At 66.5% G+C, this 22728-nt stretch carries 20 protein-coding genes and 1 pseudogene; 13 read left to right on the top strand and 8 right to left on the bottom strand.

Features of this window, described 5'->3' with window-relative positions; genetic code table 11:
• Positions 1-7: 7 nt before the first annotated feature.
• Positions 8-1193: pseudogene (locus CA2_RS17750) on the top strand (IS3 family transposase).
• 43 nt (positions 1194-1236) lie between these two features.
• Here the strand turns inward: CA2_RS17750 and norR are convergent.
• Entirely contained in the window at positions 1237-2865 is a 1629-nt protein-coding gene (gene norR / locus CA2_RS15775) for a nitric oxide reductase transcriptional regulator NorR (RefSeq protein WP_042419567.1), read from the bottom strand.
• Between the two features lie 188 nt (positions 2866-3053).
• Here norR and hmpA point away from each other — a divergent pair, with 188 nt between their 5' ends.
• Both hmpA and CA2_RS15765 read left to right on the top strand, forming a co-directional pair.
• Positions 3054-4247: an NO-inducible flavohemoprotein gene (gene hmpA, locus CA2_RS15770; protein WP_042419584.1), complete on the top strand. Its 1194-nt coding sequence runs from the start codon at positions 3054-3056 to the stop codon at positions 4245-4247.
• 158 nt (positions 4248-4405) lie between these two features.
• Entirely contained in the window at positions 4406-5533 is a 1128-nt protein-coding gene (locus CA2_RS15765; RefSeq protein WP_042419582.1) for an HPP family protein, read from the top strand.
• 18 nt (positions 5534-5551) lie between these two features.
• Here the strand turns inward: CA2_RS15765 and CA2_RS15760 are convergent, their stop codons facing one another.
• On the bottom strand, positions 5552-6994 hold the full coding sequence (locus tag CA2_RS15760; protein WP_042419564.1) for a sensor domain-containing diguanylate cyclase: 1443 nt from the start codon (positions 6992-6994) through the stop codon (positions 5552-5554).
• Positions 6995-7152: 158 nt separating this feature from the next.
• Here CA2_RS15760 and CA2_RS15755 point away from each other — a divergent pair, with 158 nt between their 5' ends.
• Together CA2_RS15755 and cutA are read left to right on the top strand one after the other, a co-directional pair.
• On the top strand, positions 7153-8058 hold the full coding sequence (locus tag CA2_RS15755) for a DMT family transporter (protein WP_042419561.1): 906 nt from the start codon (positions 7153-7155) through the stop codon (positions 8056-8058).
• Positions 8059-8083: 25 nt separating this feature from the next.
• Positions 8084-8422: a divalent-cation tolerance protein CutA gene (cutA, locus tag CA2_RS15750; RefSeq protein WP_042419558.1), complete on the top strand. Its 339-nt coding sequence runs from the start codon at positions 8084-8086 to the stop codon at positions 8420-8422.
• 135 nt (positions 8423-8557) lie between these two features.
• Here cutA and ftsY read toward each other — a convergent pair whose 3' ends face one another.
• Positions 8558-9709: a signal recognition particle-docking protein FtsY gene (ftsY, locus tag CA2_RS15745; protein WP_042419554.1), complete on the bottom strand. Its 1152-nt coding sequence runs from the start codon at positions 9707-9709 to the stop codon at positions 8558-8560.
• A 27-nt stretch (positions 9710-9736) separates the two neighbouring features.
• Here ftsY and CA2_RS15740 point away from each other — a divergent pair, with 27 nt between their 5' ends.
• The 7 genes from CA2_RS15740 to CA2_RS15710 all read left to right on the top strand — a co-directional run bounded on the left by CA2_RS15740 (position 9737) and on the right by CA2_RS15710 (position 18119).
• On the top strand, positions 9737-11191 hold the full coding sequence (locus CA2_RS15740) for a M16 family metallopeptidase (protein WP_042419551.1): 1455 nt from the start codon (positions 9737-9739) through the stop codon (positions 11189-11191).
• Between the two features lie 12 nt (positions 11192-11203).
• The gene (locus CA2_RS15735; RefSeq protein WP_042419548.1) at positions 11204-12553 is read left to right on the top strand and encodes a M16 family metallopeptidase; all 1350 of its coding nucleotides are present in this window, start codon (positions 11204-11206) and stop codon (positions 12551-12553) included.
• Entirely contained in the window at positions 12553-13275 is a 723-nt protein-coding gene (gene rsmD / locus CA2_RS15730; RefSeq protein WP_081889040.1) for a 16S rRNA (guanine(966)-N(2))-methyltransferase RsmD, read from the top strand. Before CA2_RS15735 ends, rsmD begins: the two co-directional genes overlap by 1 nt.
• Positions 13276-13403: 128 nt before the next feature.
• Positions 13404-13898: a pantetheine-phosphate adenylyltransferase gene (coaD, locus tag CA2_RS15725; protein ID WP_042419546.1), complete on the top strand. Its 495-nt coding sequence runs from the start codon at positions 13404-13406 to the stop codon at positions 13896-13898.
• A 487-nt stretch (positions 13899-14385) separates the two neighbouring features.
• Positions 14386-14658, top strand: coding sequence for a hypothetical protein (locus CA2_RS15720; RefSeq protein WP_042419544.1), 273 nt, complete (start codon positions 14386-14388; stop codon positions 14656-14658).
• 42 nt (positions 14659-14700) lie between these two features.
• Positions 14701-16800 carry a putative bifunctional diguanylate cyclase/phosphodiesterase gene (locus CA2_RS17290; RefSeq protein WP_156106114.1) on the top strand — a complete coding sequence of 700 codons (2100 nt, stop codon included), beginning with the start codon at positions 14701-14703 and terminating at the stop codon, positions 16798-16800.
• 515 nt (positions 16801-17315) lie between these two features.
• Entirely contained in the window at positions 17316-18119 is an 804-nt protein-coding gene (locus CA2_RS15710; RefSeq protein ID WP_042419542.1) for a PhzF family phenazine biosynthesis protein, read from the top strand.
• 63 nt (positions 18120-18182) lie between these two features.
• Here the strand turns inward: CA2_RS15710 and CA2_RS15705 are convergent, their stop codons facing one another.
• The 5 genes from CA2_RS15705 to CA2_RS15685 all read right to left on the bottom strand — a co-directional run bounded on the left by CA2_RS15705 (position 18183) and on the right by CA2_RS15685 (position 22102).
• Positions 18183-19268, bottom strand: a complete 1086-nt coding sequence (locus CA2_RS15705) for a zinc-binding metallopeptidase family protein (protein ID WP_042419540.1) — start codon at positions 19266-19268, stop codon at positions 18183-18185.
• Positions 19269-19387: 119 nt separating this feature from the next.
• Entirely contained in the window at positions 19388-19708 is a 321-nt protein-coding gene (locus CA2_RS15700) for a BON domain-containing protein (RefSeq protein ID WP_042419574.1), read from the bottom strand.
• Between the two features lie 114 nt (positions 19709-19822).
• Positions 19823-20260 carry a hypothetical protein gene (locus CA2_RS15695; protein WP_231907243.1) on the bottom strand — a complete coding sequence of 146 codons (438 nt, stop codon included), beginning with the start codon at positions 20258-20260 and terminating at the stop codon, positions 19823-19825.
• A 62-nt stretch (positions 20261-20322) separates the two neighbouring features.
• Positions 20323-20490, bottom strand: coding sequence for a DUF1328 domain-containing protein (locus CA2_RS17745; RefSeq protein ID WP_042419538.1), 168 nt, complete (start codon positions 20488-20490; stop codon positions 20323-20325).
• A 244-nt stretch (positions 20491-20734) separates the two neighbouring features.
• The gene (locus tag CA2_RS15685; protein WP_042419570.1) at positions 20735-22102 is read right to left on the bottom strand and encodes a sensor histidine kinase; all 1368 of its coding nucleotides are present in this window, start codon (positions 22100-22102) and stop codon (positions 20735-20737) included.
• A gap of 151 nt (positions 22103-22253) precedes the next feature.
• On the opposite strand from CA2_RS15685, the gene CA2_RS15680 reads away from it, so the two are divergent.
• The coding region (locus CA2_RS15680) for a response regulator (RefSeq protein WP_042419568.1) at positions 22254-22728 on the top strand (475 nt) is incomplete at its 3' end.

Raw genomic sequence — 22728 nt, 5'->3', positions numbered from 1 at the left:
CTAAGAAATGGTGGCAAAGCAAGTACGTGCGGCATACACGCAGGAATTTAGATTGGAGGCTGTACGCTTGGTGCAAAGCGGGCAATCTCAAGCGCAGGTATGCCAGGCACTGGGCATTCCCAAGGCTAGCTTGGGCAGTTGGGTGCGGCAGGTAAAAGCAGGCACTCTCAAGCTTGGAGTTGCCGATGGTGCTGCTAGCAAGGTCACGCCAGAGCAGATGGAGATAAGCCGTCTGCGAGCGGAAGTTGCACGCCTGCGAATGGAGCGTGATATTGCAAAAAAAGCGGCGGCGTACTTCGCACAGGACGTGTTGCGAGGTACGCCTGGATTGAGCAAATGAAGGGCATCTATCCGATTGCTGTTTCTTGCCATGTACTGCAGGTCAGCAGCAGTGGGTACTTTTGCTGGAGGCACAGCCGTGGTGTCTCACCACGGTTGTGTCGTGATGCATTGGTGCTGACCCACATTCGTGCCATCCATGCGCAGGTCAAAGGCGAGTACGGCTGGCTACGCATGCAAAAATAGCTGCAAGTTAGAGGTCTACAAATTGGCAAAGAGCGGGTACGAAAGCTGATGGCCGAGCACGGCATCCGGGCTAAAACCAAGCGCAAGTTCATCGTGACCACAGACAGCAAGCACAGCCTGCCTGTGGCCCCTGACTTGGTGCAGCAGCGTTTTACGCCGCAGGCACCCAACCAGCTTCTGTGCGGTGACATCACCTATATCGCCACCGATGAAGGCTGGCTGTACCTGGCCGCTGTCATTGATATGTTCAGCCGTCAGGTCGTGGGCTGGAGCCTACAGCCCCACATGCAAACCAGTTTGGTCAAGGATGCGCTGGCAATGGCTTGGTGGCGAAGACGCCCTGAGCCGGGCGCTATCTTCCACAGCGACAGGGGAGCCAATATTGCAGCCATGACTTCCTGGCCACTCTAACCAAATGGGGCATGCGCTCATCCATGAGTCGCAAAGGCAATTGCTGGGACAACTCTCCCATTGAAAGCTTCTGGGGCAGACTGAAGACAGCTTGCGTGCATGGGCAGCGCTTCGCCACCCGGGAGCAAGCAAGGCAGGCCATCATGAACTGGATGGCCTTCTACAATCACCGCAGATTGCATTCGAGCTTGGGTTATCTCAGCCCCATGCAATACGAGAAACGCTGGTACGAGGCGCAGCGCAAAAAGGCCGCGTAAGCAGAGAGCTAAGAACTCCACAAAACAGGGGCAATATCAGTGTTCACGACGCTGCCGCAGGCGGGGTCGTTGTGCTGGGCGCCAGCAGGCCCAGGCGCTTGGCCAGGCGCTGCAGGTTGGCGCGGTCCATCTGCAGCGCACGCGCAGCGGGTGCCCAGCGGTGGCCGTGGGCCTGCAGGGCCTGCTGCACCAGTTGGCGCTCGTACTGGGCGACGGCCTCGCGCAGGCCGGCCGCTGGCGGTGCCGGAGTTTGTGGGTCAAAAAGGCCTGCAGCGCGCTCTGCATCTGCGCTGTCAGCTATCGAACTGGGAGTCAGCACGAAATCCCTGGCGACAATCCCCAGCAACTGCCCCGGGGGGCGTGGCCGGCGCAGGGCGTGCAGTACGGCGCGGCGCACGGCATGCTCCAGCTCGCGCACATTGCCGGGCCAGCGGTGGGCCAGCAGGGCGGCCTGGGCATCGGCTTCCAGCCGCAGGCCGTCCAGCCCGAACTGCGAGCGCGTGCGCTCCAGAAAGTAGCCGGCCAGCACCAGCACATCGCCTTCGCGCGCGCGCAGCGGCGGCACCTGCAGCGGGTAGACGCTGAGGCGGTGGTAGAAGTCGGCACGCATGCGGCCGGCGCGCACGGCGGCGGCCAGGTCCTGGTTGGTGGCAGCGATGATGCGCACGTCCACCGTGCGTTCGCGGTCCAGCCCCAGGCGCTGGATCTGGCCGCTTTGCAGCACGCGCAGCAGCTTGGCCTGGGTGACCAGGGGCAGCTCGCCCACTTCGTCGAGGAACAGGGTGCCCTGGTGGGCCTGCTCGAACTTGCCCTGGCGGTCGCCCACGGCGCCGGTGAAGGCGCCGCGCACATGGCCGAACAGCTCGCTTTCCACCAGGGTGTCGGGCAGGGCGGCGCAGTTGATGCTGACGAACGCCTGGTCGGCCCGGTCGGACTGGGCGTGCAGCGCCTGGGCCACCAGTTCCTTGCCCACCCCGGTTTCGCCGGTGATGAGCACCGCCAGGTCGCTGGCCGCCACGGTGGCAATGTCGCGCTGCAGGGTACGCATGGCGGCGCTGTGCCCCAGCAGGCGCGGCGTGGCCACGGGGGTGTGGCGGCGAAAGTGCTCGGCCCGCTGGCGTTCGTTGTGCACGCTCTGCTCCAACTGGCGCAGGCGTGCGGCCGTGGCCACTGTGGCCGCCGCCAGGTTGCTGAAGGCCTGCAGCGCCTCCAGCGGTGCGGCGCCGGCAAAGCGCCCGGGCTCCAGCGCATCCAGGGTCAGCAGGCCCCAGGCCTGGCCGTCGACCTGCAGCACGCAGCCCATGCAGTCGTGCACCGGCAGCGGGGCGCCGGTGTGGTGGGCCACCAGACCGTCATAGGGGTCGGGCAGCGGGGTGTCGGTGGGAAAGCGCAGCGCCTGGCCGGCCGCCAGCAGGGCAGCAAAGCGCGGGTGCTCGGCCACGCGAAAGCGCCGGCCCAGGGTGTCGGGGCTCAGCCCATCAATGGCCAGCGGGCGCAGCCAGTCGTCGCCATCTTCGCTGCGCTCGCAGCGCAGCAGGGCGGCGGCATCGCCGGGCAGGACGGTGCGCAGCGCGGCCAGCAGGCGGCGGTAGCGTTCGGATTCGGGGAGCTGGCTGGACAGCTCGGCCACCAGGGGCAGCAGGGCATTCAGCAGCGTGGCAGATGCAGTCATAGCGACATCGTAAGCGGTCAAAGAGACTGCAATTGATGCGCGTCAAAAAGACATGGATGGCGGTAAGTGCTTGATACTGCAGGGCACAGCGACTGGCACATGGCTTGCAGAGCCAGTCCCGTGTGTCCGATCGACGTGGTGCCCATGGTGGGCTTGCCAGCCAGATCGGCCCTGGAGAGATGTTTCACATGCTGACTGACCGCCAACGCGCCATTGTCAAATCCACCGTGCCCCTGCTGGAAACCGGGGGCGAGGCGCTGACCACCCATTTCTACCAGTTGATGCTGTCCGAGAGCGACGAGGTGCAGCCGCTGTTCAACAGCGTGCACCAGCAGACCGGTGCCCAGCCGCGCGCGCTGGCCCGCAGCGTGCTGATGTACGCCAAGCACATTGACGACCTGTCGGGTCTGGGCGATCTGCCCGCGCAGATCATCCACAAGCACGTCTCGCTGCAGGTCCAGCCCGAGCATTACCCCATCGTCGGCGGCTTCCTGCTGCGTGCCATCCGCGAGGTGCTGGGGGCCGAGATCGCCACGGACGAAGTGATCGCGGCCTGGGCCGCCGCCTATGGCCAGCTGGCCGACATCCTGATCGGTGCCGAGAAAGCCACCTACGAAGCCAACGCCCAGGCGCCCGGCGGCTGGAAGGGCGTGCGCCGCTTCGTGGTGGCGGCCAAGCAGGCGGAAACGCCCGAGATCACCAGCTTCACCCTGCAGCCCGAAGACGGTGGCGCCGTGCTGGCCTACCAGCCCGGCCAGTTCATCGGCCTGCGCGTGGTGGTGGACGGCAAGGAGCAGCGCCGCAACTATTCGCTGTCGCAGGTGGCCGATGGCCGCAGCCTGCGCATCAGCGTCAAGCGCGAGGCGCAGGGCGTGGTCTCCAACCACCTGCACCACCAGGTGCAAGCGGGCGATGTGCTGGACGTCTTCCCGCCCGCCGGCCACTTCACGCTGGACGACAGCGCCAAGCCCCTGGTGCTGATGGCCGCCGGCGTGGGCATCACCCCGCTGATGGCCATGCTGCAGCAGGGCCTGAAGATGGGCCGTGCCGTCACCTTCATCCACTGCGCGCGCAGCCCCGAGCTGCAGGCCTTCCGTGGCGACCTGCTGGCCCTGGCGGCGCAGCACCCCCAGTTGCAGCTGCGCTTTGGCTACGAACAGGCCGCTGGCGCAGCCCCGGCCGACGGCGTGGACGTGGCCCAGGGCCTGCCCGATGCCGAGCTGCTGACCCGCTGGCTGCCGGCCGAGCGCGACGTCCAGGCCTACTACCTGGGGCCGGTCGGCTTCATGCACCTGGCCAAGCAGGTGCTGCACCGCGCCGGCGTGCCGGACGCGCAGGCGCGTTGCGAATTCTTCGGCCCGGCCCAGTCCCTGGCGGCCTGAAACCCTGCTGAGGGTGTTGCCGGCGGCCTGTGGCATGCTGGCGACGTGGGGGTTGGTGCACTGTCCTGGTGCATGGTGCCAGCGCCCACCGTGAAAGTGCCCGCGTTGCCACGGGCCTGCCCCCCCGCCCTTCGGCGGGGTTTTTCGTCTGGAACACCATGCAATTCGGAAATGGATGGAAACCGGCCGTGGCCCCTGCCGCAGGCCTGGATGTGCTGCGCGTGGGCCTGGGGGCCGCGCTGGGTTTGGGGGTGGCCGCTGCCTTGGTGCAGCTGGCGCAGTGGGGTGGCTGGCAGGGCGGCTGGGGGCTGTTTGCGCCCCTGGGGGCCACGGCGGTGCTGGTGTTCGCGGTGCACACCGGGCCACTGTCCCAGCCCTGGTCCTGCGTGGTGGGCAATACCGTGGCGGCTTTGTGGGCCCTGCTGGTGGTGGCCTGGGTGCCTGCGGGCTGGGCGCCGGCGGTGGCCGTGGGCGGTGCGATTGCCGGCATGCAGCTCACGCGCTCCCTGCACCCGCCCGGGGGGGCCGTGGCCCTGTTGCTGGTGTTGGAGGCCCAGCACGGGGTGCGCCATGGCTGGAGCTATGCCTTCTTGCCGATTGCCTTGCTGACCCTGGTGCTGGTGCTGCTGGCCATGGCCTACCACCGTGCCTGGGGCAAGCACTATCCGCTGCAGGTGGCCGCGCCCGCCGCGGCAGCCAAGGTGCAGCATCTGCCGGCCGACGACCTGTCCGATGCCGACCTGCAGGCCCTGCTGGCGCGTTTTGACCAGGACTACAACCTGACCCCCCAGGAGCTGGGGCAACTGGTGCGGGCGGCCGAGGAGCAGGCGATTGCCCGGCGCTTTGGCAGCGTGACCTGCGGCCAGGTGATGACCTCCGCCCTGTGGACCTGCCGGCCGGGCGACGATCTGGGGCGGCTGGCCGCGCAGTTCCAGCAGCACCCCATCAAGAGCCTGCCGGTGGTCGATGACGCCGGCCGCCTGCTGGGCGTGGTGGCGCGCATCGCCTTGTTCGACTGGCTGTGGCAGCAACAGCAGGGCGACGCCAGCGACCGCCGCCAGCGCCGCACCTGGCGCTTGTGGGGCAAGAAGCCGCCGGCATCCACCCCGGCCCGCGCCGCTGACCTGATGCAGGATGCCCCGCTGAGCGTCGAGGACCACACCCCCGTGTCCCACCTGCTGGAAGCGCTGGCCGTGCACACCGTGCCCTTCGTGGCGGTGCTGCGCCGGGGGCAACTGGTGGGCTTGATCACCCGCACCGACGTCATGCGCATCCTGCTGCACTGACGGCGGTGGGGCGGGTGCTCAGCCGAGCAGCTCGCCCGAGTGCAGGCGCCGGTCCTGCTCGCGCTCCTGGTAAAAGCGCGCCTTTTCGACGTACATGGCCTGGTCGGCGCGGTGCACCACGGTCTCGAGGGACGCGTTTTCCTGGCCGCAGGCATGGCCCATGGCGATGTGGATGGGCTGGCCCGGGTAGAACTGGTTGTTCAACTCCAGCAGCGACAGGATGCGTTCCTGCATCGCCACGGCGCCGCGCTCGTCGGTGGAGGGCAGCAGCACCATGAACTCATCGCCGCCGATGCGGGCGGCGCAGGCCGGGGCATCCACGGCCTTGGTCAGCACTTCGCCGATGCGCCGCAGCATGGCGTCGCCCGCGGCGTGGCCGTGTTCGTCGTTGACCGCCTTGAGGCCGTTCATGTCGATGGCGATCACGGACAGCGGCCAGGGGCCCTTGCGTGCCAGGCGGTTCAGCTCTTCCATGTAGAAGGCGCGGTTGCGCAGCTGGGTCAGCACGTCGTGCTTGCCCAGGTATTCCAGATAGGCCTCGGCCTTCTTGCGCGCCGTGATGTCCACCAGCGACAGCAGCACCAGGTCCCAGTGCTGGGCGTTGCTGGTCATGATGGCGAATTCCAGGTGGATGTGCAGCACTTCACCGGACAGGGCGTAGTTCACCACCTCGCGCTGCTGCACCAGCTTGCCGTCCCACAGGTCCTGCAACTGCTCGGCGAAGGAGTCGTACATCTCGCCGCGGAAGATCTGGGGCAGGTTGTTCAGCAGCTCCGGCTTGTTGCGTGCACCGAACATTTCCAACGTCTGCTGGTTGACGTCGATGACGCGGATTTCCTGCATGCAGCGCGTGACGAATTCCGGGTGCACCTTCAAAAAGGTGCGGAAGTCGCGGATGCCGCGTGCCCGCACCTCGTCCATCAGGCGCTTGACCTCGCTGAAGTCCTCGACCCACAGCGACACCGGCGAGTGCTCGAACAGGTCGCGGGCGTACTGTTCGCTGCGCAGCAGCTGTTCGGTGCTCTGCACCTCGGCGGTGACATCCTCCAGCGAGACCAGCACCCGGCTCCAGCTGTCCTCGAAGCCGGGCAGCACGCGGGCGCGCACCTGCACGTCCAGGCGCCGACCGTCCAGGGCGTAGTTCACGGAGCGGGTTTCAAAGTCCATGCGCCCTTCCCACAGGGCCAGCAGCTCGGGCACGATGCTCTCGAGCATGTCGCCCCGGAACACTTCGTGCAGGCGGCTTTGCAGGGTTTCCTGGTCGGGGGCCTTGAACAGCTGCAGGGTGTACTGGTTGACGCGCAGCACCTTGTACGACTGGCTGCAGCGGTGGATGCGCTGCGGATCTTCGCGCAGGAAGGCGAGCAGATCGGTCACCCCGGCCGCACGCCAGGCGTCAAACAGCTGCTTGAGGTCGCTGTAGTCCTCCATCCACAAGGAAACGGGAGCGAGGTCGAACATGTCTTCAAAGTCCAGACCCGTTGCAAGAGAAATAGTCACTACCAGCACCTCCGGCCGCAATTATTGCTGAACACCCCGCTTTTGCCGCGTGCGAATGCGGGCTTGTGGCACGCGCAGCGGTAGAGTGGCAGCTTTTTGCAAGCTTTCGCCGCTGTCCGATGTCCGGTTCTCCTTCCCGCTCCCTGGCCTATCTGTGTCTGGCGCTCAGCATGGCGCTGGTGGGCAGCTATGTGGCCCTGTCCAAGCCGCTGGTCGCCCTGTTTCCCGTGCTGCTGCTGGCCTGGCTGCGCTTTGGCATCGGCGCCGTGGCCATGCTGGGCTGGCTGCGCCCCGCGCCGGGTGAAGCCCCGCTGTCCGCGCAGACGCGCTGGCTGCTGTTCCTGGAGTCCTTCTTCGGCAATTTCCTGTTCACGCTGTGCATGGTCACCGGCGTCAGCCTGACCAGCGCGGTGACGGCCGGCGTCACCATGTCGGCGATTCCGGTGGCGGTGGCCGTGCTGAGCTGGCTGCTGTTGCGCGAACGCATCGCACCGCGCACCTGGGTGGCGGTGGCGCTGGCGGTGCTGGGCATCGCCCTGTACGCCACGGCCCAGCCGGCGCAGGCCACGTCGGCGTCCGACCGTGCCTGGCTCGGCCAGGCCCTGCTGCTGGCGGCCGTGCTGTGCGAGGCGGCGTATGCCGTCATCGGTAAGCGGCTGACGGCGGTGCTCAGCCCCAAGCGCATCAGCGCCATCATCAACCTGTGGGGCTTTGTGCTGTCCACCCCGGCCGGGGTGTATGCGGCCTGGCACTTCAGCTTTGGCGCCGTGCCCGCGCCCATGTGGGCGCTGCTGCTGTTCTATGCCCTGGCCGCCTGCATGTGGACGGTGTGGCTGTGGATGACCGGGCTGCGCGCCGTGCCTGCGGCGCAGGCGGGCATCTTCACGGTGCTGCTGCCGGTCAGCGCGGCCGTGGTGGGCATGCTGGTGCTGGGCGAGCAGATCAGCAGTCTGCAGCTGCTGGCCTTGGGCATTGCCTTGCTGGGCGTGGTGGTGGCCACCTGGCCGGCGCGGCGCCCGGCCTGAGCCGGGAGCGGGGCACAATCGCGGCATGGACTGCTCCAACTCCCTCCAGCCGGTGGCCGTGGCCACCACCACCGTGGATTCGCCCGAGGCCGCGCAGCGCCTGGCCCAGGCGGCGGTGCAGGCGCGGCTGGCGGCCTGCGTGCAGGTGGAGGCCATCACCAGCCACTACGTCTGGCAGGGCCAGCAGGAGGCGGGCGCGGAATGGCGGCTGGTGTTCAAGACCTTGCCGCAGACGGTGGACGCGCTGGCGCAGTGGCTGCACGCCGCCCACCCCTATGACGTGCCGCAATGGCTGGTGCGCACCGAGCAGGCGGCACCCGCCTATGCCGAATGGGTGGCGCAGCAGGTCGATGTGAAAAAGTGAGCGCCTGGCGTTTGAACAGCGTTGACTTCAAGCTGAAAAGAATGGAAATTGCAGACGCAGCCTGCGCGGGCTGCTCCTGAAATGCAACAGCCCCGCAGTGCGGGGCTGAAGGCAAGGGCGGAGCGTGCAGCAGGCTCAGGCCAGCAGGGCCTGGGCAAATTCCTTGGCGTTGAAGGTTTCCAGGTCTTCCACCTTTTCGCCCACGCCGATGAAGTACACGGGAATCGGGCGCTCCTGCGCAATCGCCGCCAGCACGCCGCCCTTGGCGGTGCCGTCCAGCTTGGTCACGATCAGACCGGTCAGGCCCAGGGCCTCGTCGAAGGCCTTGACCTGGTTGAGCGCGTTCTGGCCGGTGTTGCCGTCGATCACCAGCAGCACCTCGTGCGGGGCCGAGCCATCGGCCTTGGCGATCACGCGCTTGACCTTCTTCAGCTCTTCCATCAGGTGCAGCTGGGTGGGCAGGCGCCCGGCCGTGTCGACCAGCACCACGTCCTTCTTGCGGGCCTTGCCGGCGCTGACCGCGTCAAAGCTGACGGCGGCGGGGTCGCCCCCGGCCTGGCTGATGATTTCCACGGTGTTGCGCGTGGCCCAGACGCCCAGCTGCTCGCGCGCCGCGGCGCGGAAGGTGTCGGCCGCCGCCAGCAGCACCGACTGGTCGCTGTCGGCCAGGTGCTTGGTCAGCTTGCCGATCGAGGTGGTCTTGCCCGCGCCGTTGACGCCGGCCACCATGATGACGGTGGGCGTGTGCTCACCGATCACCAGCGGCTTTTCCAGCGGCTGCAGCAGGTCGGCCAGGGCCTCGGCCAGCAGCGCTTTGACGGCGGCGGGCTCGGTGGTCTTGGTCTCCTTGACGCGGCGCTTGAGGTCCTCCAGCAGGTGCAGGGTGGCCTTGACGCCGGTGTCGGCCATCAGCAGCGCGTCTTCCAGCTCCTCGTACAGGGCGTCATCGATCTGGGTGCCGGTGAACACCGTGGCGATGCTGGAGCCGGTCTTGCGCAGGCCGCGCTTGAGGCGGTCCATCCAGCTGCCGCGGTCGGCGGCCGCTTCGGGCTTGGCCTGGGGCTCGGGTGCAAAGGTCTCGGTCGCCGGCGCGGGCTTGGCAACTGCGGTAGGCTGTGCCTCCTTGTCGCCCATGCCGAAGGTGTTGCGCAGCCAGCAGCCGACGGAGGCGGGGGCCGCAGCGGCCTCGCTCACCGGGGGCGGGGTGGTGGGAACGACCGCGTCCGTCTGCGTGGAAGCAGGCGTTGCGTCGGTGGTGGGAACTTTTTTCTTGAAAAAACTGAACATTGGCGGGTTCTTAGAATCCTGCATTCTATGAAACGAACTTTATCCCTCCTAGCGCTGGTGGCCAGCCTGAGTGCCGGGGCCGAGAATTTGGCCCCCGCTGGCACGTTGTCCTCATCTCTGGCTGCATGGGCCGGCACGGCGGTGGCCAACCCGGCGTCGTCGGTGCAGCAGTTCACGCTGCGCAACGGGATGCAGCTGATCGTGCAGCCCGACCGCCGCGCGCCGACGGCCGTGCACATGCTGTGGGTGCGCGTGGGCGCCATGGACGAGGTCGATGGCACCACCGGTGTGGCCCACGTGCTGGAGCACATGATGTTCAAGGGCTCCGAGCAGTTGGCGCCGGGCGATTTCTCGCGCCGCGTGGCCGCGCTGGGCGGTCAGGAGAACGCCTTCACCAACCGCGACTACACGGGCTACTACCAGCAGATCCCGGCCGACCGGCTGCGCGACGTGATGGCGCTGGAGGCCGACCGCTTCGCCCACAACCAGTGGCCGGACGCCGAATTCACCAAGGAAATCGAGGTCGTCAAGGAAGAGCGCCGCATGCGCACCGAGGACAACCCGCGCTCCATGCTGTTCGAGCAGCTGTTTGCCACCGTCTACCAGTCCAACCCCTACCGCCGCCCGGTGGTGGGCTGGATGAGCGACCTGGACGCCATGACGGCCGACGACGTGCGCCAGTTCCACCGACAGTGGTATGTGCCGGCCAAGGCCGCCGTGGTGGTCGCCGGGGATGTGGACGTGGCGCAGGTCCGGGCCTGGGCCGAGGAAACCTATGGCCAGATTCCGGCGCGCGCCGCACCGGTCAGCAAGCCGCGCGAGGAGCCCCGGCAGATCGGCCTGCGCCGCATCGAGGTCAAGCAGCCGGCCGAACAGGCCTTCGTGGCCATGGCCTACCGCGTGCCGGCGATCCGCAAGGTGCAGGACCTGGACGCCTCGGACAAGGACGCGCTGGCGCTGCTGGTGCTGTCCGCCGTGCTGGACGGCTATGACGGCGCGCGCCTGGAGCGCGCCCTGGTGCAGGGCAAGGACCGCGTCGCCGACAGCGCCGGCAGCTCGGCCGGCGTGCTGGGGCGCGGTCCCGCCGTGTTCACGCTGACCGGCGTGCCCGCCAAGGGCAAGACCCCGGCCCAGCTGGAACAGGCCCTGCGTGCCCAGGTGCAGCGCATCGCCAAGGAGGGTATCCAGCCCGCCGAGCTGGAGCGCGTGAAGACGCAGTGGATGGCCTCGCAGGTCTACGAGCGCGACTCGGTCATGGGCCAGGCGCAGAGCCTGGGCAACTACTGGGTCATGGACATGCCCGTGAATGCGGACGAGTTGCTGCTGCAGCAGCTGATGCAGGTCAGCGCCGCCGACGTGCAGCGCGTGGCGGGTCGGTATTTTGGCAACGACCAGCTGACCATCGGCACCCTGGTGCCCCAGCCCCGCGCCGCCGGCCAGGCCCGCCCTGCGGCGGCCCCCGCCTCTGCGCAAATGCACTGAAAGTTGCTGACGATGAAAACGAAATTCATAGCTGCCAGCGCTTGGCTGGCTTGCACATTCTCTGGTTTTGGTATCAATTCCGCCTGGGCCCTGCTGCCGATCCAGCACTGGCAGCAGCCCTCGGGTGCCCAGGTCTGGTTGGTGGAAAGCCCCAGCATTCCCATGGTGGACATCCAGGTCGACTTCGATGCCGGATCGCGCCGCGATCCCGCCGGCAAGGCCGGCCTGGCGGCGGCGGTCAGCCTGATGGCGGCCAAGGGCATCCGTGCCGACGGCAAGCAGCCGGCGCTGGACGAAAACGCCCTGGGTGAGGCCTGGGCCGACCTGGGCGCGGGCCTGGAGGCCAGCGCCGGGCCGGACAGCTTCAGTTACACCCTGCGCAGCCTGACCGTGCCCGACCTGCTGCAGCGCGCGGTGGACCTGGCCTCGCGCCAGATCGCCCAGCCCAGCTGGCCGGCCGAGGTCTGGCAGCGCGAGCGCGCCCGCTGGAGCGCCTCGATCGCCGAATCCAACACCCGTCCCGGCACGGTGGCCCGGCGGGCCTATGCCCAGGCCGTCTACAGCGGCCACCCCTATGGCCAGCGCGTGACCGAGCAGACGCTGCAGCACCTGCAGATCCGCGACATGCAGGCCTTCCACGCCCAGACCCTGCAGGCCTGCCGTGCCAAGGTGAGCGTGGTGGGTGCCGTCGACAAGGCCCAGGCCGATACCCTGGTCACCCGGCTGCTGGCGCGCCTGCCCAAGGACGACGGCCACGGCTGCCAGCCCCTTCCCGCCGTGGCCGAGGTGCCGGCGCTGCAGCAGGCCCAGGACATCCGCATTCCCTTCCAGTCGGCCCAGGCCCAGGTGCTGATCGGCCAGCCCGGCATCAAGCGCAACGACCCGGACTTCCTGGCCCTGCTGGTCGGCGACCACATCCTGGGCGGCGGTGGCCTGGTGTCGCGCCTGATGGAAGAGGTGCGTGAAAAGCGCGGCCTGACCTATGGTGTGTCCAGCAGCTTTGCCCCCGGCCTGCATGCCGGCGCCTTCACCGTCGGCCTGCAGACCCGCCCCGACCAGGCCGAGCAGGCGCGCCAGGTGGCGCAGGCCACGCTGGCGCAGTTCGTGGCCGAAGGCCCGACCGAGCAGGAGCTGCGCGACGCCAAAGACAACCTGATTGGCAGCTTTGCGCTGCGCATCGACAGCAACCGCAAGCTGCTGGCCAATGTGGCCAATATTGCGTGGAATGGCCTGCCACTGGACTACCTGGACCACTGGACGGCCAAGATTGAAGCATTGACCACGGACGACGTGCGCCGCGCCATGCAGCGTGTGCTGCAGCCCGAGCGCATGGTGACCGTGGTGTTGGGAGAAAAGAAGTAATGGGTCGCAACAGTTATCGCAACATCGAGGAAGCCCTGGCGCTGGAAGCCCGCTTGAAAAAGCGCGAGGCCTTCAAGCAGGCCGAGGCCGAAGCCGCCGCCGTGGCGGCGGGCAAGAAGCCCGGCAGCAAGGGCCCCAAGCCCGCCAAGGCCAACACCGGCGGCGCCGGCGAGGTGCGCATCATCGGCGGCCAATGGCGCCGCACCCGCCTGGCCGTGGCCCAGCGGCCCGGCCTGCGCCCCACGCCGGACCGCGTGCGGGAAACCCTGTTCAACTGGCTGGGTCAGGACCTGGGGGGCTGGCGCTGCATCGACGCCTTTGCCGGCACCGGCGCCCTGGGGTTCGAGGCCGCCTCGCGCGGCGCCACCCAGGTGCGCATGGTGGAGCAGGACGCCGCCCTGGCCCAGCAGCTGGAGCGCCTGGGCCAGCAGCTCAAGGCCGAAGGCGTGCACGTGCAGCGCGGTGACGGCGTCGCGGCCCTGGCGCAAAGCGCGCCCGGCCACTGGCATGTGGTGTTCATCGACCCGCCGTTTGCCGCGGAAGCCCTGTTCGGCCCCGCCATGAAGGCGGCCGCCCAGGCCGTGGCCGACGATGGCTTCATCTACCTGGAGGCCCCCAAGGCCTGGACCGAGGATGAGCTGGCGGCCCTGGGCCTGCGCCTGCACCGCTACCTGAAGGCCGGCGCCGTGCATGCCCACCTGCTGCAGAAGCAGCCCGGCTGAGGGTCAGCTTTCCTGGCTCTAAATTCATAGCTTCTGACGCTTGATGGACAAGCGTCAGAAGCTATTTTTATGTCTCAAACGCGCGCAGGCATAATGCGCGCCATCATCGCTATAACCTGGAGATCGCCATGGCCGAGCACGTGGTCGCCGTCTACCCCGGCACCTTTGACCCCATCACCCTGGGGCATGAAGACATGATCCGCCGCGCGGCCCAGATGTTCGGCCAGGTGGTGGTGGCCGTGGCCGCCGGGCACCACAAGAAGACGATGTTTTCGCTGGACGAACGCCTGGCCCTGGCGCGTGGCGTCTTCAGCGACGTGCCCAATATCCGGGTGGAGAGCTTCGACGGCCTGGTGCGCGATTTCGTGCGCGCCCAGGGCGCGCGGGTGATGGTGCGCGGCCTGCGCTCCGGCACCGATTTCGACTACGAGTTTCAGCTGGCGGGCATGAACCGCCACCTGATGCCCGATGTGGACACCATCTTCCTGACGCCCAGCGCGCAGTACATGTTCATCAGCAGCACCCTGGTGCGCGAGATCGCCACCCTGGGCGGCGACGAGGTGCGCCAGTTTGTCTCGCCCACCGTGCTGCAGCAGTTGCTGGCCAAGCTGGGCCGGGGCTGAGGCCCCGGGGACCACCGGGCGTCGCCCGGTGCCAGACCGGTGCCGGGCGCTGGTGGCAGCGCTGTGCCCGTGTGGGCAGGTCTGCTCCAGCCTGTGTGAGCTGGTGCTGAACCACCACCCACGGCTCCCTGCGGAATCGCCCATCTGCAGGCTGCTGTGGCGCATCCGACCGATGGCATGCGACGGTCCAGCCTGTGCATGCAGGACAGCAGCGCGACTTCAAGGAACGTGGCTTGACAGCGGGGCTGGCGATCCCGCATCGTTAGATCCAACAAAATGTAAATCTTTGCCATGCCCGTCACCATTTTCGACATCCGGGGTCCTCTGCCATGAACGACGTCGGCGGCATGGGCTTTGAGCTCCTGGGAGATAGCACGCAGGGCGTGACCCAGCGTGGTGTCTGGCGTGCGCCGGCCCGAATTGGGGATGTGGGTAGGCGTTGGGCGCACACCGCCCGCGGCATTGAGGCCCCCCACGGGGGCTGAGCATGGCCACTTCCACCGACGCCATCACCATCCCCCAGGGCGCCTTGCAGGCGGCCCTGGCCAGGGAACTGTTTCACCGCACCAGCACGGCGGCTCCCATCGGGCTGTTGGGCATCGTGGCGGTGCTGTTCCCGCACTGGCAGGTGGTCGACCATGGCCGCCTGCTGCTGTGGGCGGCGCTGATTGCCCTCCCCCTGATCGGCAGTGCGGTCTTTGGCCGCTGGGCGCTGCAGGCCCTGGAGCGCGGTGTGCCAGCCCGCACGCTGGTCAATTGAGAGTGTCTGCCGGCCGGCCTGGCCGGCGTGATCTGGGGGCTGATGCCCCTGATCGTCAAGACCGGCCAACTGGACGCGCTGTTCTACTACCGCCTGATGCTGCTGTGCATCACCATCGTCTTCCTGATTCCCACCATGGCGCATTTCGTGCGGGTGTGGACGGTGTTTGCCGGTAGTGCGTGGGCGGTCCTGCTGCTGCAGGTGCTGCAGCAGCACTATGTGGAGCCCATGGGCTTCAGCCTGACCCTCTCGCTAGCGGTCTACTGGTGCATGACCTTTGGCATGGCCCAGGTGGACCACCGCCGTACCTGGCTGGCCATGCGCGACACCCTGACCATCAAGGCCTTGTCCGAGTCGCTGGCCGAGCGGGAGCAGGCGCTGCAAGAGCGGGTGAAGGAGCAGACCGCCGAGCTGCGGCGCACCGTGGAGAGCCTGCGCGAACGCGAGGCCTTGCTGAGCAATTCCCAGCAACTGGCCAAGGTCGGGTACTTCGTCTATGACCCCGAGCGCGAGGTATTCCGTACTTCGCCCCAGCTGGATGACATACTGGGACTGCGGCCCGATGGTTCGCGCACCCTGGAAGGTTGGCGGGAACTGGTGCACCCAGAGCACCGTGAGCGGGTCTGGGCGCAGATGATGACCCAGTTGCGCGACACCCAGAGCGAATCGGAAATGATGTACCCGGTGCAGCGCCGAACGGATGGCGCGATGCGCTGGGTGCGCTCGCGTTCACAGATGCAGCGCGATGTCCAGGGCAGGCTGTGTGCCTGGTTCGGCAACATGCAGGACATCACCGAGCAGAAAGAGGCCGAAGAAAAAGTCCACCAACTGGCCTTCTACGATCCGCTGACGCAACTGGCCAACCGCCGGAGGCTGCAGGAGCTGCTGCCGCGCGCGCTGCAGACCTGCCAGCAGGACCAGACCCACGGCGCGCTGATGGTGCTGGACCTGGACAACTTCAAGGTCATCAACGACACCCGGGGGCATGCCGTGGGCGACCAGCTGCTGGTCGAGGTGGCGCAGCGCATCAGCGCCAATGTGCGCAGTGGCGATACGGCCTCCCGGCTGGGCGGCGACGAGTTCGTGGTGCTGGCGCAGGGGCTGGACCCTGATCCGCAGGCAGCCCGGGCGCAGTCCATGGCGATTGCCGAGCAACTGCGCCTGGCGCTGAGCCAGCCCTACCTGCTCAACGGCCTGCAGTTCTATTGCTCCACCAGCATCGGCGTCACGCTGTTGGGCGGGGAGGAGCAGGACGCCCAGACCTTGCTGAGCCAAGCCGATCTGGCGCTGTACCGGGCCAAGGCTGCCGGACGCAATGCCATCATGTTCTTTGATGCCTGGATGCAAGCTGCAGTGGCGCACAAGGCGGCGCTGGAGGAAGGCTTGCGCCATGCCATCGAGCGTCGGGAACTGGTGCTGCATTACCAGCCCCAGGTGGACCACGACGGGTGCATCGCGGGGGCGGAGGCCCTGCTGCGCTGGGTCACCAGCGCGGGCCGTTCGGTGTCCCCGGCCGAGTTCATACCGCTGGCCGAGGAGAGCGAACTGATCCTGCACATTGGTGCCTGGGTGCTGGATACCGGGTGCGCGCAGCTGCGCCGCTGGCAAAGCGCGCCGTCCACCCAGCACCTGCGGCTGGCGATCAATGTCAGCGCGCGCCAGCTGCTGGACCCGGACTTCCCTCAGCTCGTGGCCCAGACCATCGAGCGCCACCAGGTCCGCCCTGCAGGCTTGAAGCTGGAGCTGACGGAAAACCTGGTGATGGGCGATCTCGACCAGGTGGTGCGGCGCATGCACCAGCTGCGCCAGCTGGGGCTGGGCTTTTCCCTGGATGACTTTGGCACCGGCTATTCGTCGCTGTCGTACCTGCGCCAGCTGCCGCTGGACCAGCTCAAGATCGACCAAAGCTTTGTGCGCGATCTCAAGAGCGGCACCCAGGGTGCCACCATCTTGCAGGCCATCGTGAACCTCGGCACCTCCCTGGAGCTGGAGATCATCGCCGAGGGCGTGGAGACGCTGGCGCAGCGGCAATTCTTGGCCGACTGCGGATGCACCCTGTTCCAGGGCTACCTGTTTGCCCGCCCGCTGCCCATCGAGCAGTTTCCGACCGGGCCGCTGGGACTGGATGGCGTGTCGCCATGAGACGCAGCGTTCCAGACCTGCGCGGGGTGCCGGCGGGCACTGCGACCTGATGTGGCGCGAGGGCAAGCGGGGTGTATGGACCGCCGGGTCCTGGATGCGTACGGCTGCAGTTGGGATGGAGGTGTCCCAGGGTGCATCGCCGCGTTCGGACTTCGTCACTGCCTGGAGCTGGAGCACATCGGACGGCATTCTCGTGCGCCCAGTCGCGCGCTGCGTCCATCGCGATAAGGATGTCGGTGGCCAATGGGGCGTTCACTCGGAGCAAGCCATGCAGATGGTGACGCGGTAGCCTGTTCTCGCAGGATCGTGTCAAAGCCGCTTGTGGCACGCTCTCGCTTGGCCAGTGGCATTGGGCCGTGGAAGCCTCGTGGAAAACATTCAACCTGCTCAAGGCAGTCGTTGGGGCCAGTCCGCAGATATTGAGCCTCTATGATTTCCTCGTGCTCGGCCCTGTGCCATGCCCCATGGCATGCGCCCACCGGGTGCCTCCATTCCCTCACCCCTGCCCACCTGCCATGCAACTGCCAATCCATATCGTTGACGCGTTCACCTCCGAACAATTCAAGGGCAACCAAGCTGCCGTGGTCGTGCTTGAAGCATGGCTGCCCGATGCGACGCTGCAAGCGATTGCCACCGAAAACAACCTCTCCGAAACCGCCTTCCTGGTCTGGAGCGATGACCGCGCAGCGTTCGAGATCCGCTGGTTCTCGCCGATCAAGGAGATCGCATTCTGTGGCCATGCCACGCTGGCCAGCGCCTGTGTGCTCTTCGCGTCCAAGCCCGGGTGTGACCGCCTCACGTTCTGGGCCGCTGCCGTGGGGAACGTGGTGGCGACGCTGCAGGCCAGCGGTCGCATCGTCATGACGTTCCCCCGCCGCGATGCGCGCCCACTGGCCAACGTGCCCGCCGCACTGCTGGAGGGCTTGCGTCCTGCGCCATCCGTGGTGCTGGTGAACGAGCAGGCCTATGTCGCCGTGTATGCGAACGAAGCGGACGTGCGTGCGGTCCAGCCGGATCTGGCCCGCCTGCAAACGCTGGGTCCCCTCGATGTGGTCGTGACAGCGCCTGCGAACCCTGGTGCGGGCTATGACTTTGTGAGCCGTTACTTCTGGCCTGCGAATGGCGGGGACGAAGACCCGGTCACCGGTTCCATCCACGCCGCGCTGGCACCTTACTGGGCGGGACAATTGGGCAAGTCGGTCCTGATCGGCCACCAGGCCTCGCGGCGCACAGGCACTCTGTACTGCGAGGTGACGGCATCGAGCGTGGACGTCGCGGGCGATTTCGCCCGCTACCTGAGCGGAACGATCACGGTCTAGGGCCATCGGCCCGCGAACAGCGGTCGAGAAATCTGGCCGTTGCAGGCCGCTACAGCAGCGGGATCAGCCTGGCCCTGCTGCCCCACGGTGGGCCCCCACCACCTGGTGGACAAAGCCGAGCTTGGCCACGGCACCGGACGACAGGGCAAACGGGTAGGCGTCGTTGTGGCCCAGGCTGCGGTTCAGGCTGTTGAGCAGCAGTGTCAGCGGTACGCACTGCTGCAGGATGTGCTCGAACGGCAGGCTGTGCGTGTCGAAGGGGTTGTCCAGCGGGGGCCAGCTGGCCATGTGCCCCGGCAGTCGCAGTTGCACGCGATAGCTGGCAGCGGTCTCCATCAGGTCCATGACGTGCAGGTAATGGGCCCAGGTTTCGGCCCAGTCCTCCCACGGGTGGGCGGCTGCATACGCGCTCACATGCTGCTGTTGCCAACCGGCCAGCTCCTGTGGGCCGCGGGCATAGTGGGCTTGCAGGGCCTGGGCATAGTCGGCCCGCTCATCCCCGAACAGCGCGCGGAAAGGCTGCAACCAGGCGGTGTCGCGCACCAGTGCATCCCAGAAGAAATGGCCGGACTCATGCCGCAGATGACCCAGTAGGGTACGGTAAGGCTCGAACAGGGCCTGGCGGCGGCGCGCCCTTTCGTCGTCATCGGCTTCGGCCACATTCAGCGTGATGATGCCGTTCAGGTGGCCGGTCAGCACCGGGGGCTGGCCGGGCAGGTCTTCCAGGAAATCGAAAGTGGGCGCCGTAAAGCCTTGCAGCACGCTCAATTGCAGGCAGGACAGGGTGTAGAACAGGTAGCGCTTGGCGTTTTCGATCTTGTGCGCGCGCAGCAGGTTCTGCGGGTTGGCAAAGTTGGGCAACCAGCGGGTTTGGCGGCACGAGACGCAGTAAGGCTGCGAGCCATCGGCATCGGTCGTGAAATTGCAGGGGTTGCCGGCGCTGCTGCGGTTGCGGCACATGCGCAGCCGTAGGTGCGGTGTGTGTGTGGCCGACAGGGGCTGCCAGACGTTAGGCTGCGTGGCATGAGGTTCCAGTGCGGCGATGCGCATCCACTCAGGCACAAAGGCCAGCTGGGCGCCGCAATGCACGCAGGCGGTGCTCTCAAAGAACACCAGATGGCCGCAGTGGTCGCAGGTAAAGGCACGCATGCGGCAAGCTTAACGACAAAACGGTGTGGGCGCTGCCCATGAAAAAGCCGACCCGGCTTGGGTCGGCCCATGGCAGGCGGTGGGGGTCGCCACCGCCACTGCAGCGCGGCGTGGCCCGATCAGGGGCGCACGACGATGCTGTTGCGCACCGAGGTCACACCCTTGACGTTGCGGGCAATCGCTTCGGCGCGGTCCTTTTCGGTCTGGCTCTTGGCAAAGCCTGACAGTTGCACCGTGCCCTTCAGTGTTTCCACGCTGATGGAGGTGGCGGCCACGGTGTGGTCTTCGGCAAACTTGGCCTTGATGGCGGTGGTGATGCCGGCGTCATCGACGTAGGAGCCCACGGTTTGCTGGTTGCGGGCCACCGAGCAGCCAGCGGCGCCAATGACGGTGGCACCGATCAGGGTCGCAAATGCGATGGCACGTGTGTATTGCTTCATGGATTGCATGGATTCAGCTCCTCTATGTAGGTTTTGGTGTAGCAGGGGGGAACAACCGTCCAGCTTCGGCCGCTGGGCGGTAAAAGCAGTGCGGCTGGCCGCAAACGAGCAGGTTTATCGGCGTCGGCCCAGCAAGAAGGCCGCAGCAATCGCCGCCCCGGCGGCCGCTGCCATCAGGATCGATTTGCCGGGCTGCTCCACCACATAGCGGGTGGTGGTTTCGGCGGCCTGCTGGAAGTGCCGGCGTGCGCGATCCGTGCCTTCGGCACACAGGTGGATGCCTTTGTTGCAGAATTCCTGGGCGCGTGCGGACAGGTCATCAATGGCCGGGCTGAGTTCCTTTTCCACGGTGCGCAGGCCTTCCTGGGCCTTGCCGATGGCGTGGTGGGCCGCTTCGCGGGTGGTCTGCGCGGCTTCGCGTGCCGAGGCACGGGTCTCCTGGGCAAACTCCTTGGCACTGTCGCGGGCCGTCTGCGCCGCGTCCTTTACGGCCTCCTTGGTGGATTCCGCAGCTTCGGCCAGTTTTTTCTTGCTGTCATCAAATTGGTTCATCGATCATTCCTTGTCGCTGGTTGGAAGGGCCATGGGTAGGCGGCAGGGGCACGCCATCCGGCTTAGCTTTTGCTTTTCAGCAGGCTCATCACAAAGCTGATGACGGCCATGATCACAAAGATGAAGAACAGAATCTTGGCGATGCCAACGGCACCTGAAGCGATCCCGCCAAAGCCAAAGATGGCCGCGACCAGGGCAATGATGAGAAAAACAACGGCGTAGTGCAGCATGGTGAGCCTCCTCGTTCGTAGTTGCTTGAATTCGTTGTGCTTTGAGACGAATCAGGGTTCCTACTGTAGGCGGCTTCGGCAGGGTGCCGTGCCAGTACCGGGGGAGGCTGCTTGTCAGCCCGGCGGGCGTGCTGCGTGTGGGGCCACGCCTACAACGACAACTGGGTGACGGGCAGCAGCGCCCCCAAGCACCCCCAAAAAAAGCCACCCGCAGGTGGCATGAGGGGCTGGCCTGGGGACGGGCTCAGATCGCAGTTATGGCCTCGGCCGGGGTGGCGCCTGTGGGAATGATGGCCGACACGGTAGTGCCGGCACCCAGGGCCGAGTTGATGGTCAGGCGTCCGCCGGCTGCTTCCACGCGGTGGCGCATACCTGCCAGCCCATGGGAGTTGGGGCGGATGCTGGCAAGGTCGAAGCCCTCGCCGTTGTCCTTGATCTGCACCGCCACATAGGTGGGGTATCGGTGCACCGTGACCTGGATCTGGCTGGCCTTGGCGTACTTGCCGATGTTGGTCAGCGACTCCTGCACCAGGCGGTAGATGGTCAGTTCGGTGGCTTCGGGCAGTTCCACGGCTTCGAAGATGGCCTCCACCTCGATGCCGCTGCGTTGGGCGAATTCGCTGGTCAGAATTTCCAGCGAGGTCGACAGCCCCAGGTTCGCCAGCGAGGAGGGGCGCAGGTCTTCCACGATCCGGCGCTTGAGCGCAATCCCGCTGTTGAGCGTCTCCGTCATGTGTTTGATGCGGTCGGCGATCTCGGGGTTGCCCATGTCGATGCGCGACTTCAGGCGGGCCACGTCCAGTTTGGCGGCCGTCAGCAGGGCGCCCAGCTCGTCATGCAGCTCGCGGGCCAGGTGGCCGCGTTCGTCTTCACGCACCTGTTGCAGGTGGTTGGCCAGTTCGGTGAGGGTGGCGGTGCGTTCGCGCACCAGGTTTTCCAGGCGTGAGCGCTCTTCGGACAGCAGGGCCTGTTCGCGCTTGTGCAGGCGGTCCACCATGTTGTTTTGGCGCAGGTACAGGTAGAAGGCGAACAGGCCGAACAGCGTGACCGTGGCCACGCCGATGCGCGCCATGATGAGCGAGCTGTTGATGTCCTGCTGGTAGCGACCGGAGCGCTCGGCCGTCAGCGTGTCGAGCTTGCGGGCGAGCTCGCGGATGTTGCTCATGTCCGTGTTGCCCATGTCGGTGAACATGACGAACTTCAGCGCATCGGCATTGCCTTCGCGGAACAGCCGCAGGCTCAGGTCCATCTCTGCGGTCTTGCGGCTGATGCTGTGCGACATCGGGATGAAGAATTCCATGCCCTGGGGCGTGGTCTCGATCAACTGGCGGATGCGCTGCAGGGTGCTGCTGATGTTCTGTATCGCTTCGTTGTAGGGCTTGAGGTAGTTTTCGTCGCTGGTCAGCAGGTAGCCGCGCAGGCCAGTTTCTGCATCCAGCATCTCCTTGGTCAGTGTGCTGAGTGCGGTGCGCGTGTCGTAGGCGTGGGCCAGGTTGCTCAGGGATTGGCTGGTTTGCTTGTTGCCATATTCACTGATGCCAATCATCAGGCAGGCGGCAAAAATCGCCACGGGCAGGCTGATTGCCATGCGGCGCAGTTGGGTCCATTTCACATTCAATCCTCCAGTTGATTGCGAGTTTGGTGCAGTTCTTCTGCATAATCAAGATGCTTTGAGACCAGTCAGTGCAAGGATTTGCAGGCAATCTGTTCTGTAGAAACCAAAAAGTTCAGGGCTTTGGCCCGCAACATAGAGAGAGGCTTCGATGATCAAAGTAGGTATCGTGGATGACCATTCCATCGTACGGTCAGGTCTGCGCCAGTATTTGTCGGAACACGTGGACCTGCGCGTGGTCGGTGAGGCCAGCAATGGCCGTGAAGCGATCGACTTGGTGCGCCAGCAGGAAATCGATGTCCTGGTGATGGATCTGTCCATGCCGGGGCAAAGCGGCCTGGATGCCTTGGCCATGCTGCGCGCCAAGGCGCCGGACATGGGCATCCTGATCCTGAGCGGCTATCCGGAAGAGCACTACGCCATCAACCTGATCCGCCAGGGCGCCAGCGGCTACCTGAACAAGGAGTGCGAGCCCAAGGAAATCGCCGAGGCGATCCGCACTATCTCGCTGGGCCGCCGCTACCTGACGCCCACTGTGGCCGATCTGCTGGCCCAGCAGCTCAACCGCAAGGACGATGCGCCGCCCCACGAGCAACTGTCGGAGCGCGAGTTCCAGGTGTTCCTGA

The sequence above is a fragment of the Comamonas aquatica NBRC 14918 genome (assembly GCF_000739875.1).
Lineage (GTDB): Bacteria > Pseudomonadota > Gammaproteobacteria > Burkholderiales > Burkholderiaceae_C > Comamonas > Comamonas aquatica.
The sequence above is the reverse complement of the archived record's forward strand: the minus strand, read 5'-3'. Positions and strand labels throughout refer to the sequence as shown.

Excerpts from the sequence above, each read along its gene's own strand:
- norR (WP_042419567.1), bottom strand. The coding sequence starts at position 2,865 with ATGACTGCATCTGCCACGCTGCTGAATGCCCTGCTGCCCCTGGTGGCC.
- hmpA (WP_042419584.1), top strand. The coding sequence starts at position 3,054 with ATGCTGACTGACCGCCAACGCGCCATTGTCAAATCCACCGTGCCCCTG.
- CA2_RS15765 (WP_042419582.1), top strand. The coding sequence starts at position 4,406 with ATGCAATTCGGAAATGGATGGAAACCGGCCGTGGCCCCTGCCGCAGGC.
- CA2_RS15760 (WP_042419564.1), bottom strand. The coding sequence starts at position 6,994 with ATGTTCGACCTCGCTCCCGTTTCCTTGTGGATGGAGGACTACAGCGAC.
- CA2_RS15755 (WP_042419561.1), top strand. The coding sequence starts at position 7,153 with ATGTCCGGTTCTCCTTCCCGCTCCCTGGCCTATCTGTGTCTGGCGCTC.
- cutA (WP_042419558.1), top strand. The coding sequence starts at position 8,084 with ATGGACTGCTCCAACTCCCTCCAGCCGGTGGCCGTGGCCACCACCACC.
- ftsY (WP_042419554.1), bottom strand. The coding sequence starts at position 9,709 with ATGTTCAGTTTTTTCAAGAAAAAAGTTCCCACCACCGACGCAACGCCT.
- CA2_RS15740 (WP_042419551.1), top strand. The coding sequence starts at position 9,737 with ATGAAACGAACTTTATCCCTCCTAGCGCTGGTGGCCAGCCTGAGTGCC.
- CA2_RS15735 (WP_042419548.1), top strand. The coding sequence starts at position 11,204 with ATGAAAACGAAATTCATAGCTGCCAGCGCTTGGCTGGCTTGCACATTC.
- rsmD (WP_081889040.1), top strand. The coding sequence starts at position 12,553 with ATGGGTCGCAACAGTTATCGCAACATCGAGGAAGCCCTGGCGCTGGAA.
- coaD (WP_042419546.1), top strand. The coding sequence starts at position 13,404 with ATGGCCGAGCACGTGGTCGCCGTCTACCCCGGCACCTTTGACCCCATC.
- CA2_RS15720 (WP_042419544.1), top strand. The coding sequence starts at position 14,386 with ATGGCCACTTCCACCGACGCCATCACCATCCCCCAGGGCGCCTTGCAG.
- CA2_RS17290 (WP_156106114.1), top strand. The coding sequence starts at position 14,701 with ATGCCCCTGATCGTCAAGACCGGCCAACTGGACGCGCTGTTCTACTAC.
- CA2_RS15710 (WP_042419542.1), top strand. The coding sequence starts at position 17,316 with ATGCAACTGCCAATCCATATCGTTGACGCGTTCACCTCCGAACAATTC.
- CA2_RS15705 (WP_042419540.1), bottom strand. The coding sequence starts at position 19,268 with ATGCGTGCCTTTACCTGCGACCACTGCGGCCATCTGGTGTTCTTTGAG.
- CA2_RS15700 (WP_042419574.1), bottom strand. The coding sequence starts at position 19,708 with ATGAAGCAATACACACGTGCCATCGCATTTGCGACCCTGATCGGTGCC.
- CA2_RS15695 (WP_231907243.1), bottom strand. The coding sequence starts at position 20,260 with ATGAACCAATTTGATGACAGCAAGAAAAAACTGGCCGAAGCTGCGGAA.
- CA2_RS17745 (WP_042419538.1), bottom strand. The coding sequence starts at position 20,490 with ATGCTGCACTACGCCGTTGTTTTTCTCATCATTGCCCTGGTCGCGGCC.